Origin of the sequence: Advenella sp. EE-W14 (genome assembly GCF_012923605.1) — a bacterium.
Lineage (GTDB): Bacteria > Pseudomonadota > Gammaproteobacteria > Burkholderiales > Burkholderiaceae_B > Advenella > Advenella alkanexedens.
In genome coordinates, this window is sequence record NZ_JAAVNG010000005.1 from 82,719 (window position 1) to 98,251 (window position 15,533).

Genomic DNA, 15,533 nt, shown 5'->3' on the forward strand with positions numbered 1-15,533 from the left:
GTTTATGGCAGGGCCCTGACAAAAAAAGGTAAACTTGAAGTTTGTTTGCCAAACTGTTTTTCTGCCGGACACATCAAATGTTCCCCTTGTTTCTTCATCCTAATCAGGTTTCCGTTAACCTGCTCAATGCTTTACTTAACCGAGAGCCATGGGCCAAGGATAAGGTTGCCGCTCATGCTGGCAAAACCGTGCGGATCAATATCGCCCGGTTCTCATTTCTGTATACCCTGCATTATGACGGCTCATTAAGCGTGGCTGATGCTGCGGTTGTTCCCAATGTCAGTCTTTCCTTGTCTGAAGATAAACTCAGCCAGTTGCCCGATGCAATCCGTAACCGTGATAATCCGCAGCTTTTGTCTTCCTTGCTGCACCTCGAGGGAGATGCCGGTCTGGCGCAACTGGTGTCTGATCTTGCCCGTGACTTACGCTGGGATATCGAGCATGACTTAACGCGCATGGTTGGCCCCATTCTGGCCAAACGGCTGCTGAAGGGTTTTGGTTTTGTCCGGGAAAATGCCCGGGAACTGGCGCGTCGGGGCACGGAAAATATGAGTGAATACCTGTCTGAAGAAGCGCGGATTCTATTGTCCCACCCCGCTTTTGAAGGTCTGCAGGAACAGCTGCGAGAAAAAAATCAGCAATTGGATGATTTGCAAAAAAGGATCCGGGCACTGCAAAACAAACGAAGTGACCGGGGCATTTCATGATTATGACTTTTTTTCGTCTGCTCAGGATTATTTTAATTTCATTTCGTTATGGTCTGGATGAACTGGTTTTAAGTGGTATCAATCACCCCATTGCGACCCGGTTATTGAAAATCGTTCGCTTTGGACGTACATACAAAAAACCACGTGGTGAACGTTTGCGTCTGGCGCTGGAATCATTGGGGCCAATATTCGTTAAATTCGGACAGGTTATGTCGACCCGGCGCGACCTCGTTCCCCATGACATCGCTGATGAGTTGTCCGCCTTGCAGGATCGGGTACCACCGTTTTCATCGGAACTGGCGATCGAAAGTATTACCAAGGCTTTTGGCAAGTCCCCCGATCAACTGTTTGCCCGGTTTGATCCTGTACCGGTTGCTTCGGCTTCGGTTGCCCAGGTTCACCGGGCCGTATTACATGATGGACGGCAGGTGGCGGTCAAGGTGCTAAGACCTGGTATGCTGGAGGTCATTGAAAAAGACCTGGCCATTATGCGGGTATTTGCCGGCCTCATACAAAAACTGCTGGCAGACGGGAAACGTCTGAAACCCAAGGAAGTGGTTGCTGAATTTGACAAATACCTGCATGATGAGCTGGATTTGCAGGTGGAAGCGGCCAATTGCAGTCAGTTGAGACGTAATTTTTCTACCGATCCCGAGCGAAGCCAGCTGATTCTGGTGCCCGAAGTGATCTGGAACCTGACGTCCAAAACGGTTTTTACCATGGAGTGGATGGATGGGATTCCGGTCAGTCAGATTGACCGCTTGCGAAATGCCGGTGTGGATATTAAAAAACTGGCCCGCATGGGGGTGGAAATTTTCTTCACCCAGGTGTTTGAGGATGGTTTTTTCCATGCGGACATGCATCCGGGCAATATCCTGGTGTCTGACCATCCTGCCTCCCTGGGTAAATACATTGCGCTTGATTTTGGTATTGTGGGGTCTTTGTCAGAGTTTGATAAAAATTATCTGGCACAGAATTTTCTGGCCTTTTTTCAACGCGATTACCGCCGCGTGGCACAGTTGCATATTGAATCGGGCTGGGTTCCCCCCAATACGCGTGAGGAAGAGCTTGAGGCAGCGGTCCGGGCCGTCTGTGAGCCGCATTTTGACCGACCCCTTGCCGAAATTTCATTGGGTCAGGTATTAATGCGGCTGTTCCAGACTTCACGCCGTTTTAATGTTGAAATCCAGCCCCAGCTGGTCCTGCTGCAAAAAACCCTGTTAAATGTCGAGGGTATGGGCCGTGAGCTGGATCCCGAACTGGACTTATGGAAAACGGCCAAGCCTTTCCTTGAAAAATGGATGTGGAACCGCATTGGTCCTAAAGGGCTTATTGAGCGCATCAAGCATGAAGCCCCTCAATGGTCACAAATTATTCCGGAATTGCCCCGTCTGGTGCATGCCAGCCTGGCCCGGGATCACAGTCATCCACAAATCAGGAAAGAACTGGAAAAACTGAATCATACACAGAAAAAAACCAAACAGGTGCTCATGGTTGTCGGCATGGTGCTGGCCTTGAATGCATTTCTTTTCTTGTGGCTGGCGGTCAATGCCGGCCTGTTCAATAAATAAGGATACGAGGCAAGAATGGCGATTCGTTTTGAGAAGAAAATACTTGGCCGTGAGCAGTGCGTGCGGGCCGTGGAAAAGGGTGAGTTCAAGCGACCCTTGGTGTTTACCAATGGCGTGTTCGATATTTTACATCGCGGTCATGTCAGTTACCTGGACCAGGCGGCACAACTGGGCGCAACGCTGATTGTGGCGGTCAACACTGATGAGTCGGTGCGACGCCTGGGCAAGGCTCCTGATCGTCCCTTAAACAGGCAAGAGGATCGTGAGGCCCTGCTGGCGGCATTGGCCTGTGTAACCGCGGTTACCCATTTTTCTGAGGATACGCCACTGGAGCTGATTACACAGCTCAAGCCTGACATTATTGTCAAGGGAGGTGATTATGATATGGAAAAATTGCCCGAAACGGCAATGGTGAAAAGCTGGGGTGGCAAAGCAATTGCGATTCCCTTTGAATTTGAGCGCTCCACCACTTCCCTGGTCAAAAAAATCAGGGAAGCAGGGCAGGCACCTGAAGCGGATGGCTAGAATTTGAAATGTGAAACCGTTGTGCCGCTTAGTGGTTTGATATAGGTTTCAAACAGGGATTCGGTTTCGAAGGAGGCAGCGGTGGTACGGGTAATCCGTAATGCGGTCATGGCAGGAGCCTGACCGACCACGGCAACCAGACGGCCACCGATAGCAAGCTGATATTTCAGGGAGTCGGGGATGTTGGGCAAAGAGCCGGTAACCAGAATGGCATTGAACTCGGCAGAGCCCCAGCCCGTGCGACCATCACCGATTTCAACATTGACATTGCTGATTTTTTCACGCTGCAGGTTTTCTTTGGCGAAAGCGGCAATATGCGTGTCGATTTCGATACTGAGAACCTGGGTGCACAAACGGCTGAGCAGGGCAGCCTGAAAGCCTGAACCTGTGCCAATTTCCAGTGTGGCGTCACTGGGCTTTAATTGAAGCTCTTGTGCCAGACGGGCTTCAAGTTTGGGGGCCAGCATGGTTTCGTGGGTATCAATTCCATTGACTTCCAAAGGAATTTCAATGTCGGAAAAGGCCAGATTCTTGTAGCGTTCGGGAACGAAGTTTTCGCGTGGCAATGAAAGCATGGCGTCAAGTACCGCGCTGTCAAAAACATTGGCCGGGCGGATTTGCTGTTCCACCATATTAAAGCGGCTTTGTTCAATTAAAGATGTTGGGGCATTCATATTGGCTACTTGTAATCATTTAAATGAAAGTTGGACCTATTGTACTAAGATCATTAGGGTTTTGTCGTATTCCTTACCACCATGCATGAAAATGTTGCACGGGGCCATGGCCGCTGCCAACCGTAAGAAGATTGGCTTTGGCAATGGCGGCCAGCAGATATTCTTTGGCCTGTTGCGTGGCATCAGGGACGTTTTTGCGTTGCGGTAACAGGGCGCAAATGGCCGCTGATAGCGTGCAGCCGGTGCCGTGTGTGTTTTTGGTGGCAATGCGCTGACCGGGCAGTTCCAGCATTTTGTCACCGTTATACAGCAGGTCGATGGTGTCGTTACCGGGAAGGTGTCCGCCTTTAAGCAAGACCCATTTGTTGTCGCGGTCAGACATCAGTTTGCGCAGTTTTTCGGCGCTGCGGTACATTTCCTTTAGCGTTTCGGCCGCACGGGCATTGAGCAGGACACCGGCCTCAGGCAGGTTGGGCGTTATCATGGTGGAAAGCGGAATCAAGGCTTCTTTTAATGCATGAATGGCATTTTTTTCCAGCAGTACATCACCGCTTTTTGCCACCATGACCGGATCAAGCACAATGTATTCAGGTTTGAATTTGGCCAGTTTCTCAGCCACTGTCAGGGTGACTTTTTCATGTCCCAGCATGCCTATCTTGACTGCGTCAATGCGGACATCCTGAAAAAGGGTATCCAGCTGCAGCGCGACAAATTCGGGGCTGATTGCCTGTACACCGGTCACGCCTTGCGTGTTTTGTGCGGTCAGGGCAGCGACAACCGCACAGGCATAGGTACCCAGCGCACTCATGGCTTTGGTATCGGCGAGTATGCCGGCACCGCCGGATGGGTCCATTCCGGCAATGGTAAGTGTATTGTTAATCAAGTCCAGTCCGTATTATTTATATTAATGAAGAATGCCAACAATAATAACTTAAATTCCGGGACGGTTTGTTTGACTAGCCTTGCCTGATCAGCTGTTCGGCCCGTTGCTGGATGGATTGCAGGATATTTTTCAGCTGTTCTTGTTCATCCGGTTGCAGGCAATCCAGCAAAAATTGGTTGCGTGCCAGCATGCCGGGCGCAATTTCCTGGTAAATGGCGCGCCCTTTTGGGGTGACCGAAATGATCAGGTTGCGCTTGTCATGTTCATCAACGGTTCTGTCCAGCAGTTTTTTTTCCTCCAGTCGTGCAATGGCACGGCTAACCTGCATTTTATCCAGGTTGGCGTGAAGGGCGATGTCGGTGGCCCGCATGTGTTTGCCTTGATTGAGGGCAACCAGCACACGCCAGTCATCGCGCATTAAACCATGACGTGTCTGATAAACAGGTGCAATGGCCTGGCTGACGCGCTCAGCCAGGACACTGATCTGGTAGGGAAGAAAATCGTCCAGGTTCAAATTCATGTCGGAAAAATGGGATAATTGAGTATGGTAACAAAAAATATTAATTCTATGATACCTAATAAATAACAATAATTTAATAAATAATTGATATTTATTAAATTATTGTTGACATGGTGTGGAAACAATAGTTTAATGGTAACCATAGTTACTAATTTGGCTGTTTACGAATATATCGATAACATTTTCAGAGGCAAATCATCATGGCTATCCAGCAAATTCATCACGTTGCTTATCGCTGCAAAGACGCAAAAGAAACCGTACTTTGGTATAAAGAAAACCTGGGTATGGATTTCGTCTTGGCGATTGCAGAAGACAAAGTGCCTTCAACCAAGGCCCCGGATCCTTACATGCATATTTTCATGGATGCCGGTAACGGAAATATCCTGGCATTTTTTGAGGTGCCCAATTCTCCTCCAATGGGTCGTGATCCCAATACCCCCGATTGGGTCCAGCATATTGCTTTCCAGGTTGAGAGCGTCCAGGAGCTCGAGGAAACCAAGGCACGCCTGCAGGCCAAGGGTATCGAGGTGATTGGTGTGACCGATCACGTGATTTTCAAATCCATTTATTTCCGTGATCCTAACGGTCACCGCCTGGAGCTGGCCGCCAAAACCGCCACGCCTGAAATGGACCGTAAACTGGATGAGGTGAAATGGGACATGCTGGAAGAGTGGTCAAAAACCAAAAAGGCACCCAAACACGCAGCCTGGTTGCACGAACCTGAATTCAAGCAATAGTCTTCCGGTTTTATGGCGATACCATCAAGTGTCGCCATGCGCTAACCTTTGTGGCAAAAGCCCGCCTTATTGAAGTGAACCCATCGTTGGATACTTCATGTCAGCGGGCTTTTTCTATTGGACAAACAGTGTGCGCGCATCGGCAAAGCGTTGCGCAAAGTAGCGACTGTTTAAAGAGTCAATTCTGACCTTGCCATTATTGCGGCTTGATGGGGCGTGGACGAACTGGTTGTTGCCAATGTAAATTCCCATGTGGGTGTAGGGACCCGATGTGTTGAAAAAAACCAGATCGCCACTTTTCAGGGCTGATTTGGGGACCGGTCTGGAAACACCGGCAATCATTGAGGTTTTGCGGGGCAGCTGAACCTTGGCGGTTTTATTGAATACATAGTTGACAAAACCGCTGCAATCAAAACCTTCTTCGGGATGATTGCCACCATAGCGATAGGGTGTGCCAATATAAGACAGGGCGTTTTTCATCAGGGGTTGCCGTTTGGCCGGATCAACACTGGCGTATTGGGAAGATCCCGCCAGCTTGGGGCTGCTGGAACAACCGGCCAGGAGCAGGGTGCCAATGAGTGCGGAAAACAAAAAACGGAAGGGCATAAACTCTCCTTTTGCAAGAAAGTGTTTTGACAGTATCGCAGGCAATAAGGTGTTGATAAAGACTTTGGCGCGCCAATCAGGTATTTATTTAAAATATATTGTTTTAAAACAACTCATTATGGAATTTCTTTAATGTAATAAATGAATCCGGCAAGCCGCACCGTAACGCGAAGTAAGCCGTGGCAGGTTTTGTCGGGTGGACGAGCCGGTATTTGCCGTTAATCATGAGGTTAATATAAAGTACGTATAATGAACCGGATGATTAACGTAGGAAACAGCAATGAGTGAACAGAATACTTTTGATTTCGATTTGTTTGTAATTGGTGCCGGAAGTGGTGGCGTTCGGGCTGCGCGTATGGCGGCTCAGACAGGGGCGCGGGTTGCCACCGCTGAGGGGGCTCCTCTGGGGGGTACCTGCGTGAACCTGGGATGCATTCCCAAGAAACTGTACAGCTATGCGGCGCATTACGCCGAGGCATTTGAAGAGTCGCATGGATATGGCTGGGAAGGCGAAAAACCGGTGCTTAACTGGGAAACCCTGAAGCGGCAAAGGGCAACAGAGATTAGTCGTCTTAACGGGGTTTATGAAAATCTGTTCAAGGGTGCCGGGGTGGAACTGATCCGTGGCTGGGCAACCCTGCAAGACCCGCATACCGTCACGCTCGATAATGGCCAGTCTTATACGGCAAAATACATCCTGATTGCGACCGGGGGCAGGCCTGCCGTGCCGGATGTGCCAGGCAAGGAATATGTGATCACATCTAATGAGATCTTTGACTTGCCCGAGTTTCCACAACGCCTCCTGGTCGTGGGGGGCGGTTATATTGCCTGTGAATTCGCCTCTATTTTCAATGGCCTGGGTGCGCACGTTACCCAGCTTTATCGTTCTGAACAGGTCTTGCGTGGTTTCGATCGTGAAATCCGTGATTTTGTAGCCGGTGAAATGCGCAAGGCCGGTGTGGATCTCAGGGTCAATGCCAATATTGCGTCAATTGAAAAAACCGGTGAAGGCCTGAAAGCAACCCTTGAAGATGGTTCCGTGTTGCTGACAGACCAGATTCTTTATGCAACGGGACGTGCGCCCAATATTAAGGGCTTGGGGTTCGAAGCATTGGGCGGGGAAATTGCCAAAAACGGGGCGATCAAGGTGAATGAACGTTATCAAACTTCAATCTCTTCCATTTTTGCCCTGGGTGATGTGACAGACCGGATTCAGCTCACACCGGTAGCCCTTGCCGAAGCCATGGTGCTGGTGGATGATCTGTTTGGCAAAAAACAGAAAACAATGAGCTATGAATATATTCCCACGGCGGTGTTTACCCACCCCAATATCGGAACCGTCGGTTATTCGGAAGAAGATGCACGCGAAAAATTCGGCCAGATCCGAGTGTTCCGTTCCGAATTCCGCCCGCTCAAGCATACGCTTAGTGGCAGTAGCGCGCGTGTTTTCATGAAGCTGATCGTAGACGTGGCGACCGATAAAGTCGTGGGCATGCATATGGTGGGCGATGATGCCGGTGAAATCATCCAGGGTTTTGCCGTTGCGGTGAAGGCAGGAGTGACCAAGGCCGTGTTTGACAGTACCATAGGCATTCACCCCACCGCTGCCGAAGAGTTCGTGACCATGCGAGGGTAATCACGCGGTTATCAAATTATTGCTGCATTTAACTTGTCTAGTTTTTTGCCAGAAAGGAATTGCCGAAAACCGGTAATTCCTTTTTTATTATATAGATAAAAGCACTTTTGACAGAAGGGAACTTGTCTGGTTTTTGGAGGGCGGATAAAGCGCAATATTGCAATTTTGTCATAGATCATTAACGCTCCTGTCATATCACCGCTTTATTATGCAGCCATCTTTCGAATTAATCCTTTGTAAAAAGGCAGGAAAATGGCTTCAGCGATTCAAGTACAAAACCTGAGTAAAACATTTGGTTCCAAACAGGTTTTATTCAATATGGAACTGAATGTTCCCAAAGGTGCCATGGTGGCACTGATTGGCGCATCGGGTTCAGGCAAATCAACATTATTACGCCATTTGTCAGGTTTGGCCTGTGCCGATCGCGCAACGGGCGGAAGCATTCATGCACTGGGTCAACAGGTTCAGGGCGATGGTCATTTAAGCCGTGACGTGCGTCGTATCCGTTCTGATATTGGCTATATTTTTCAGCAATTCAATCTGGTTGGCCGCCTTAGCGTACTGCAAAATGTATTGCTGGGCTGCCTGGGCCGCATGTCCCGTCTGCGTGGCACGCTGGGATTGTTTAATGCTGAAGAAAAAGAACGAGCCTTGCGTTCGCTTGAACGCGTGGGTCTGCTTGAGCATGCTTACCGGCGTGCCTCAACATTGTCGGGAGGACAGCAGCAACGGGTGGCGATTGCCCGTACGCTTTGCCAGCAGGCAGAAATCATACTGGCTGATGAACCTATTGCTTCGCTTGATCCGGAGTCGGCCCGCAACGTGATGGATGCCCTGGCCGATATTAATAAAAAAGATGGAAAAACCGTCATTGTCACATTGCATCAGGTGGATTATGCCGTCAAGTACTGCAAGCATGCGGTTGCCCTGAAAAATGGCAAAAAGCACTTTGATGGCCCAATCAGTGGTTTGACCAATCATTTCCTGAATGATCTGTATGGCGCTGAACTGGGTACGAGCTTATTGTTTTCCGATCATCAGGCAGACAAAGAAGAACGGCATGAGCCCATGTTCAGGCAAGTGGAACGCAAGGTGGCTTGACCTGAAACCATTAAAAATTCAAATTTAAATTAATTTGAAAACGAAAGCCTGCAATGGCTATATCCCTTTGTAAACCCAATCATTTGTTATTGCAAACCTGAAACCAGAGATAAACAATGCTTAAATCCATTTACCAACGTGTGGGAGTTTCCCTTTTGGCAACCGCTTTGACGGCAGGTGTCGCCTATGCCCAAGACAAACAAGAAATCAACTTCGGTATTATTTCCACCGAGTCTTCACAAAACTTAAGACAGCTGTGGGATCCGTTCCTGGCCGATATGTCCAAAAAAACCGGTTATGAAATCAAGGCTTTCTTTGCCCCTGATTATGCCGGCATTATCCAGGGTATGCGTTTTGATAAGGTTGATATTGCATGGTATGGCAATAAATCGGCCATGGAAGCGGTAGACCGCGCCAATGGTGAAGTGATTTACCAAACGGTTGATAAAGACGGCAAACCGGGTTACTGGAGCCTGTTGATCGCGCATAAAGACAGCCCGATCAATAATGTGGAAGACATGATCAAGAATGCCAAAAACCTGAACTTTGGCAATGGTGACCCAAACTCCACTTCCGGTTTTCTGGTGCCTGGCTACTACGTTTTTGCCCAGAACAATCTTGATCCCAACAAGATTTTCAAACGCACGGTTAATGCCAATCACGAAATCAATGCCTTATCGGTAGCCAATAAGCAGGTTGATGTCGCGACCAACAACACCGAAAGCCTGGATCGCCTGAAAGTTTCAAACCCTGAAAAGGCGGCACAAATCAAGGAAATCTGGCGCTCTCCATTAATTGCTTCTGACCCGATTGTATGGCGTAAGAACCTGCCTGAAGAGGTCAAAACCAAAGTGACTGAGTTTTTTGATACCTATGGCGACAAGCCGGAAGAGCTGGCGGTGCTGAATGGGCTGAGTTGGGCCAAGTTCAAACCTTCCAGCAATGACCAGTTGCTGCCGATCCGTCAGCTGGAACTGTTCAAACAGCGTAACCAGGTGGCTGCTGACGGGAAACTGTCAGAAGCCGATAAACAGGCCCAGCTGAAAAAACTGGATGAGGATCTGGAGAAACTGGCCGCCAGCCTGAAAGCATTGGAAGCAAAACAGTCCTGATTGCCGTTGCAGGATTTGAAAAGGTGCGTGGCCTGGTGCCATGCACTACAAATACAGAAAAGATATGACAACACTTACTTCACAAGTAAATTTACAAAAGCCACCGCGTAAATCCCTGTTAAGCCTGCTGGGATGGGGGCTGTTCCTGGTGATCCTGGCATGGTCCTGGCAAGGCGCTGAAATGAATCCGGCCCAGCTGTGGAAAGATGCCGGAAACATGGCAGAGTTTGCCGCGGATTTTTTCCCCCCCGACTTTACCGACTGGCGTTTATATCTGCATGAAATGATCATCACGATTCAGATTGCCGTATGGGGAACGGTGCTGGCGGTGATTGCCGGCATTCCACTGGGCATTCTGTCTTCAGCCAATATAGTGCCCTGGTGGATTAACCAGCCTGTACGTCGTCTGATGGATGCCTTGCGTTCGATCAATGAAATGGTGTTTGCCATGCTGTTTGTGGTGGCGGTAGGGCTTGGGCCTTTTGCGGGCACCCTGGCGCTCTTTCTGGGCACTACAGGGGTATTGGCCAAGCTGTTCGCCGAGGCGGTTGAATCGATTGATCCCGGTCCGGTTGAAGGCGTGCGGGCCACGGGTGCCAGTGCCTTGCAGGAAGTGATCTTTGGTGTCATTCCACAGGTGATGCCCTTATGGATTTCCTATGTGCTGTACCGCTTTGAGTCAAACGTACGTTCGGCTACGGTGGTCGGGATGGTGGGTGCCGGTGGTATCGGGGTCTTGCTGTGGGAGGCAATTCGTGGTTTTCAGTTTGGCCAAAGTGCAGCCATCCTGCTGATCATTATTGTCGCGGTTAGCGTGATCGACATGATTTCCCAGCGATTACGCCGTTTCTTTATTTAAGCTTTAAGGGATAAGGGGCAGGTAGAAACTGCCCGTTTTCAAACATGAACTTGTATAGACAGGAAGGTCCGGTTTATTTGACATTGGCAGCCACGCTCAGGGCGGAGCTGTCCATTTATCAGGCAGGTGATTTCCTGCCCGGTGAACTGCCTTTGGCCAGACGTTTTGCCGTGAATCGGCATACGGTACGCCGGGCGCTGGAGGTGCTGGTGCAGGAAGGCTGTGTTTTACGTATCAAGGGAAAGGGAACCCAAGTGCTGAACCGCCCCATCCCTTATCCGGTCCAGGCCAACAGTGCGCATAGCGATGCGCTCAGTGCCATGGGTTATAGCGCCAAAGCCCGTTTGCTTAAGGTTTACCAGCGCAGCCCCAGCGCAGATGAAATCAAGCATCTTGAACTGCGCGATGGGGAAGATGTGCTTGAGTACAAAACCCTCCGGTTTATTGAAGAGCAGCCGGTCAGTCTGATCAGCCATCACTTTTCAACGCGCTATGGTTTTTTATTAAAAGATTATGCCAAAGGATCAATGCGGTCTTACCTGAAAGAGCGGGGGTGTGAACTCTCCCGTAAATTCAGCCTGATCGGTGCCCGCATGCCCACGGTAGATGAAGCCAGCCGCTTGCTGATGTCCCAGCAACAGCCGGTACTGACTATTCTGACCTTATCCCAGGATCAACATGACAGACCCATGGAGTTGTCCTTCAGTGTCAGTCGTGCCGATCATTTTCAATATCAGGTTTTTATTAATGGAGTCAACGAGCATGACAGCTCAAGCAAATAAAACGTTGCGCCAGCAATGGATGCAGGTACTGGCCAGGGCCGGAGATGCATTGATGTCTTTTGAAACAGAATTGACCCGTAGTGCCTATCGCAAAATCCGTGCGCCTGAAACCGGCATGGTGATGGTAAGGGGACGCACCGGTGGCACCGGACAGGCTTTCAATGTCGGTGAAATGACGGTGACCCGCTGCGTGGTCCGTTTGGATGAGGGCAGTACCGGATACAGCTACATTACGGGGCGCAATAAACGGCATGCCGAACTGGCGGCCCTGGCCGATGCCCATTTGCAAGGCAATGATCAGGCGCACTGGATGGCAACCTTAATACAGCCGCTACAGCTGCAGCAACAGCAGAAACGTTCGCAAAGAGAAGCGGAGGTAGCCGCTTCCAAGGTCAGTTTCTTTACGATGGTTCGCGGAGATTAAAACAATGAACTCAAACGATTTGAAACCGGCTTTTGACAATCCGGTTAGCGGTTCCCGGCAAAGTTTCCGGCTGGCCCTGAAAGCCATGTCCGAACCCGGTCTTTCCCATGAGCTCCGTCTGGTTGATGCGCTGGATACACTGGCGCCTGCCAGTTATGCCCTGGCCTTGACCCTGCTTGACAGTGATACGAAGGTCTGGCTGAGCCCGGCACTGGATACACCTGCCATCAGGGCCAACCTGGCTTTTCATTGTGCCTGCCCGGTGGTAGAACAGCCCCAGGATGCCGACTTTGCCCTGATGCTGGCTTCTGAAACCGGGGTGATTGCCAGTTTGAATGCGGGAACCGATCGCGACCCTGATCAGTCCTGCACAGCCCTTATTCAATTGGATTCTTTTGAGGGTGGTGTGCCAACTGTCTGGCAGGGACCTGGCATCGAAACACAAAGACAGGTTTGTTTGCCGGTGAATCAGGCTTTCTGGCAGACCCGTCAGGCGGTGAGTGCGTTTCCCCGCGGTATTGATATGTTTTTTATTGCCGGTGAGCAGATCATGGCCTTGTCACGCAGTACGCAAGTCAACTTTCAGGTGGAGAATTAACCATGTATGTTGCTGTAAAAGGTGGCGAAAAAGCCATTGATCACGCCCATTACCTGCTGGCAAAAAAACGTCGTGGTTCTACCGACATTCCCGAGCTTGAAGTGGTGCAGATTCGTGAACAAATGAGTCTGGCGGTGGCGCGGGTCATGACCGAGGGCTCTTTGTATGATGAAGAGCTGGCGGCACTGGCCATTAAACAATCGGCGGGTGACTTGCTGGAAGCGATTTTCCTGCTGCGTGCCTATCGTACGACCTTGCCCCGCTTTACCGAGTCAGTGCCATTGCAAACCGGTGAGATGCAAATAGAGCGCCGTATCTCTGCCACTTACAAGGACTTGCCGGGCGGACAGTTGCTGGGCCCCACGTTTGACTATACCCACCGCTTGCTGGATTTCACCTTGCTGGCAGAGGGGCAGGCCTTGCCCGAACCGTCACAGGAACCTTTGCAGGCCGAGCCTTGTCCCCGTGTGCTTGAGCTGCTGGAAAAAGAAGGCCTGATGCGGGTTGAAAAGAACAGCCAGGCGGACGTGCCGGATATTACCCGTGAGCCGCTGGACTTTCCAACCAGCCGGATGCAGCGCTTGCAGGCATTGGCCCGTGGGGATGAAGGTTTCATGATGGCACTGGCTTATTCAACCCAGCGTGGCTATGGCCGCAATCATCCCTTTGCCGGTGAAATCCGGATTGGTTTTACCGAGGTCTGGATCGAGCCGGAAGAACTGGATTTTGCCGTGCCGCTGGGTGATATTGAAGTGACCGAGTGCGAAATGGTGACCCAGTTCATTGGTTCCAAAACCGAACCGGCCCAGTTCACCCGTGGTTATGGTCTGGCCTTTGGTTACAACGAACGCAAGGCCATGAGTATGGCGTTGGTGGATCGCGCCCTGTGTGCCGGGGAACTGGGTGAGGAAATCATCTCACCGGCCCAGCAGGAAGAGTTTGTGTTAATGCATTGCGATAACGTGGAAGCTGCCGGATTTGTTTCACACTTGAAGCTTCCGCATTATGTCGACTTCCAGTCAGAGCTGGAACTGATCCGCAAAATGCATGCACAGGATGAGCAAATCAGTGAAGAATATTCTATACAGGAGAAGCAGGCATGATAAGCAGCCTGGAAAATCAGAACCGTCCGGCCCGGGCAGAAGGGTATAACTTTGCCTATCTTGACGAACAAACCAAACGCATGATTCGTCGTGGCCTGCTCAAGGCCGTGGCCATCCCCGGCTATCAGGTGCCTTTTGGCGGTCGTGAAATGCCTTTGCCATATGGCTGGGGTACCGGTGGCATACAGGTAACCGCTGCCGTACTGGGTGAGGACGATGTACTTAAGGTCATTGACCAGGGGGCTGATGATACGACCAACGCGGTGTCCATCCGGCGCTTTTTTTCCACCACCGCAGGTGTGCAAACCACCGAAAGAACCGGGGAAGCCACAATCATCCAGACCCGTCACCGGATTCCCGAGGCTGAACTGAAGAAAGGCCAGATCATGGTGTTTCAGGTACCCATTCCCGAGCCCTTGCGTTTTATCGAGCCTTCAGAAACGGAAACCAAGACCATGCATGCCCTGAATGATTATGGTGTGATGCACGTGAAGCTGTATGAGGACATTGCCAAATATGGCCATATTGCAACGGCGTATGCCTATCCGGTGTTGGTGGATGACCGTTATGTGATGGACCCGTCACCTATTCCGAAGTTTGACAACCCGAAGCTGGACATGAGCCCGGCCCTGATGCTGTTTGGTGCCGGTCGTGAAAAGCGCCTGTATGCGGTTCCCCCGTATACCCGGGTCAGCAGTCTTGACTTTGACGATCACCCGTTTGAAGTGCAAAAGTGGGAGCAAAGTTGTGCCATCTGTGGCAGCGACCATTCTTACCTGGATGAAATCATTGTCGATGACCAGGGCACCAGACAGTTCGTGTGTTCGGATACCGATTATTGCAGCCAGCAGGTTGCAGAGCAGGAGAAACAGTAATGGCGGCATTACCTTCAATTATTGAAACAACACAAAGTGCGGGCAGGCAGCCTTTGCTTGCAGTCAGGGAAGTGGGCAAACTGTTTGGCCCTGATAAAGGTTGTCAGAATGTCTCCTTTGACCTGTATCCCGGTGAGGTGCTGGGCATTGTGGGTGAGTCCGGTTCCGGTAAATCCACGTTGTTAAGCGTATTGTCGGGGCGTAGCCAGCCACAGGAAGGCAATATCACCTACTGCAATCAACAGGGTGAGTTGATTGACCTGTACAGCAGTAGCGAAGCCGAGCGCCGTACCCTGTTGCGTACCGAGTGGGGGTTTGTCGAGCAGAACCCGCGTGACGGACTGCGTATGGGCGTATCAGCCGGTGCCAATATTGGTGAGCGCCTGATGGCACAGGGTGTCCGTCACTACGGTACCTTAAGGGAACAGGGCCTGAGCTGGCTGAATCAGGTGGAAATTGATCCCAACCGCATTGATGATTTGCCGCGCACTTTTTCGGGTGGGATGCAACAGCGTCTGCAAATAGCCCGCAACCTGGTTTCCAGTCCACGCCTGGTTTTCATGGATGAACCCACAGGGGGGCTGGATGTCTCGGTACAGGCCCGTTTACTGGATATGTTGCGCCGCCTGGTGCGTGAGCTGGATCTGGCTGTGGTTATTGTGACCCATGACCTGGCTGTGGCCCGTTTGCTGGCAGACCGCTTAATGGTGATGCGCCGTTCACGGGTTGTGGAAAGCGGCCTCACTGACCAGATTCTTGATGATCCGCAGCATCCCTATACCCAGTTGCTGGTGTCATCCGTTTTACAGCCTTAAGGTGA

Annotated in this window: 18 protein-coding genes; 14 read left to right on the forward strand and 4 right to left on the reverse strand. The window is 50.7% G+C overall.

What is annotated here, in order from left to right:
* Window positions 1-77: 77 nt before the first annotated feature.
* From HCX92_RS02115 to rfaE2, 3 genes are read left to right on the forward strand one after another with little or no spacing between them, the layout of a single operon-like run.
* A complete protein-coding gene (locus HCX92_RS02115) occupies window positions 78-707 on the forward strand; it encodes an SCP2 domain-containing protein (RefSeq protein WP_169293271.1) in 630 nt (209 codons plus the stop codon).
* The gene (ubiB, locus tag HCX92_RS02120; protein WP_211182224.1) at window positions 704-2,278 is read left to right on the forward strand and encodes a ubiquinone biosynthesis regulatory protein kinase UbiB; all 1,575 of its coding nucleotides are present in this window, start codon (window positions 704-706) and stop codon (window positions 2,276-2,278) included. Before HCX92_RS02115 ends, ubiB begins: the two co-directional genes overlap by 4 nt.
* Window positions 2,279-2,293: 15 nt before the next feature.
* Window positions 2,294-2,803 (forward strand): D-glycero-beta-D-manno-heptose 1-phosphate adenylyltransferase, encoded by a 510-nt coding sequence (gene rfaE2 / locus HCX92_RS02125; RefSeq protein WP_169293272.1) that lies wholly within the window; start codon window positions 2,294-2,296, stop codon window positions 2,801-2,803.
* Here rfaE2 and HCX92_RS02130 read toward each other — a convergent pair.
* The 3 genes from HCX92_RS02130 to HCX92_RS02140 form a co-directional block, all read right to left on the reverse strand.
* Window positions 2,800-3,477, reverse strand: coding sequence for a protein-L-isoaspartate O-methyltransferase (locus tag HCX92_RS02130; RefSeq protein WP_169293273.1), 678 nt, complete (start codon window positions 3,475-3,477; stop codon window positions 2,800-2,802). The two genes, rfaE2 and HCX92_RS02130, sit on opposite strands and share 4 nt — an antisense overlap.
* A gap of 73 nt (window positions 3,478-3,550) precedes the next feature.
* Entirely contained in the window at window positions 3,551-4,360 is an 810-nt protein-coding gene (gene thiD, locus HCX92_RS02135; RefSeq protein WP_281421620.1) for a bifunctional hydroxymethylpyrimidine kinase/phosphomethylpyrimidine kinase, read from the reverse strand.
* A gap of 73 nt (window positions 4,361-4,433) precedes the next feature.
* Window positions 4,434-4,880 carry a MarR family winged helix-turn-helix transcriptional regulator gene (locus HCX92_RS02140; protein WP_169293274.1) on the reverse strand — a complete coding sequence of 149 codons (447 nt, stop codon included), beginning with the start codon at window positions 4,878-4,880 and terminating at the stop codon, window positions 4,434-4,436.
* A 200-nt stretch (window positions 4,881-5,080) separates the two neighbouring features.
* Here HCX92_RS02140 and HCX92_RS02145 point away from each other — a divergent pair, with 200 nt between their 5' ends.
* A complete protein-coding gene (locus tag HCX92_RS02145; protein ID WP_169293275.1) occupies window positions 5,081-5,617 on the forward strand; it encodes a VOC family protein in 537 nt (178 codons plus the stop codon).
* Window positions 5,618-5,731: 114 nt separating this feature from the next.
* Here HCX92_RS02145 and HCX92_RS02150 read toward each other — a convergent pair whose 3' ends face one another.
* On the reverse strand, window positions 5,732-6,223 hold the full coding sequence (locus HCX92_RS02150) for a C40 family peptidase (RefSeq protein ID WP_169293276.1): 492 nt from the start codon (window positions 6,221-6,223) through the stop codon (window positions 5,732-5,734).
* Between the two features lie 280 nt (window positions 6,224-6,503).
* Here HCX92_RS02150 and gor point away from each other — a divergent pair, with 280 nt between their 5' ends.
* The 10 genes from gor (at window position 6,504) to phnK (ending at window position 15,528) form a co-directional block, all read left to right on the forward strand.
* Window positions 6,504-7,859, forward strand: a complete 1,356-nt coding sequence (gor, locus tag HCX92_RS02155) for a glutathione-disulfide reductase (protein ID WP_169293277.1) — start codon at window positions 6,504-6,506, stop codon at window positions 7,857-7,859.
* 252 nt (window positions 7,860-8,111) lie between these two features.
* Window positions 8,112-8,960 carry a phosphonate ABC transporter ATP-binding protein gene (gene phnC, locus HCX92_RS02160; protein WP_169293278.1) on the forward strand — a complete coding sequence of 283 codons (849 nt, stop codon included), beginning with the start codon at window positions 8,112-8,114 and terminating at the stop codon, window positions 8,958-8,960.
* A 116-nt stretch (window positions 8,961-9,076) separates the two neighbouring features.
* Entirely contained in the window at window positions 9,077-10,072 is a 996-nt protein-coding gene (phnD, locus tag HCX92_RS02165) for a phosphonate ABC transporter substrate-binding protein (protein WP_169293279.1), read from the forward strand.
* 64 nt (window positions 10,073-10,136) lie between these two features.
* Window positions 10,137-10,931 carry a phosphonate ABC transporter, permease protein PhnE gene (gene phnE / locus HCX92_RS02170; protein WP_169293280.1) on the forward strand — a complete coding sequence of 265 codons (795 nt, stop codon included), beginning with the start codon at window positions 10,137-10,139 and terminating at the stop codon, window positions 10,929-10,931.
* A 44-nt stretch (window positions 10,932-10,975) separates the two neighbouring features.
* Entirely contained in the window at window positions 10,976-11,713 is a 738-nt protein-coding gene (gene phnF, locus HCX92_RS02175) for a phosphonate metabolism transcriptional regulator PhnF (RefSeq protein WP_169293281.1), read from the forward strand.
* A complete protein-coding gene (gene phnG, locus HCX92_RS02180; RefSeq protein WP_248289975.1) occupies window positions 11,694-12,137 on the forward strand; it encodes a phosphonate C-P lyase system protein PhnG in 444 nt (147 codons plus the stop codon). The genes phnF and phnG overlap by 20 nt, the downstream gene beginning before the upstream one ends.
* Window positions 12,138-12,141: 4 nt before the next feature.
* Complete coding sequence (phnH, locus tag HCX92_RS02185; RefSeq protein WP_169293283.1) at window positions 12,142-12,735, forward strand: phosphonate C-P lyase system protein PhnH; 594 nt, start codon at window positions 12,142-12,144, stop codon at window positions 12,733-12,735.
* A 2-nt stretch (window positions 12,736-12,737) separates the two neighbouring features.
* Window positions 12,738-13,838 carry a carbon-phosphorus lyase complex subunit PhnI gene (locus HCX92_RS02190; RefSeq protein WP_169293284.1) on the forward strand — a complete coding sequence of 367 codons (1,101 nt, stop codon included), beginning with the start codon at window positions 12,738-12,740 and terminating at the stop codon, window positions 13,836-13,838.
* On the forward strand, window positions 13,835-14,713 hold the full coding sequence (locus HCX92_RS02195) for an alpha-D-ribose 1-methylphosphonate 5-phosphate C-P-lyase PhnJ (RefSeq protein WP_169293285.1): 879 nt from the start codon (window positions 13,835-13,837) through the stop codon (window positions 14,711-14,713). The genes HCX92_RS02190 and HCX92_RS02195 overlap by 4 nt, the downstream gene beginning before the upstream one ends.
* Entirely contained in the window at window positions 14,713-15,528 is an 816-nt protein-coding gene (gene phnK, locus HCX92_RS02200) for a phosphonate C-P lyase system protein PhnK (protein WP_169293286.1), read from the forward strand. The genes HCX92_RS02195 and phnK overlap by 1 nt, the downstream gene beginning before the upstream one ends.
* Window positions 15,529-15,533: the final 5 nt, after the last annotated feature.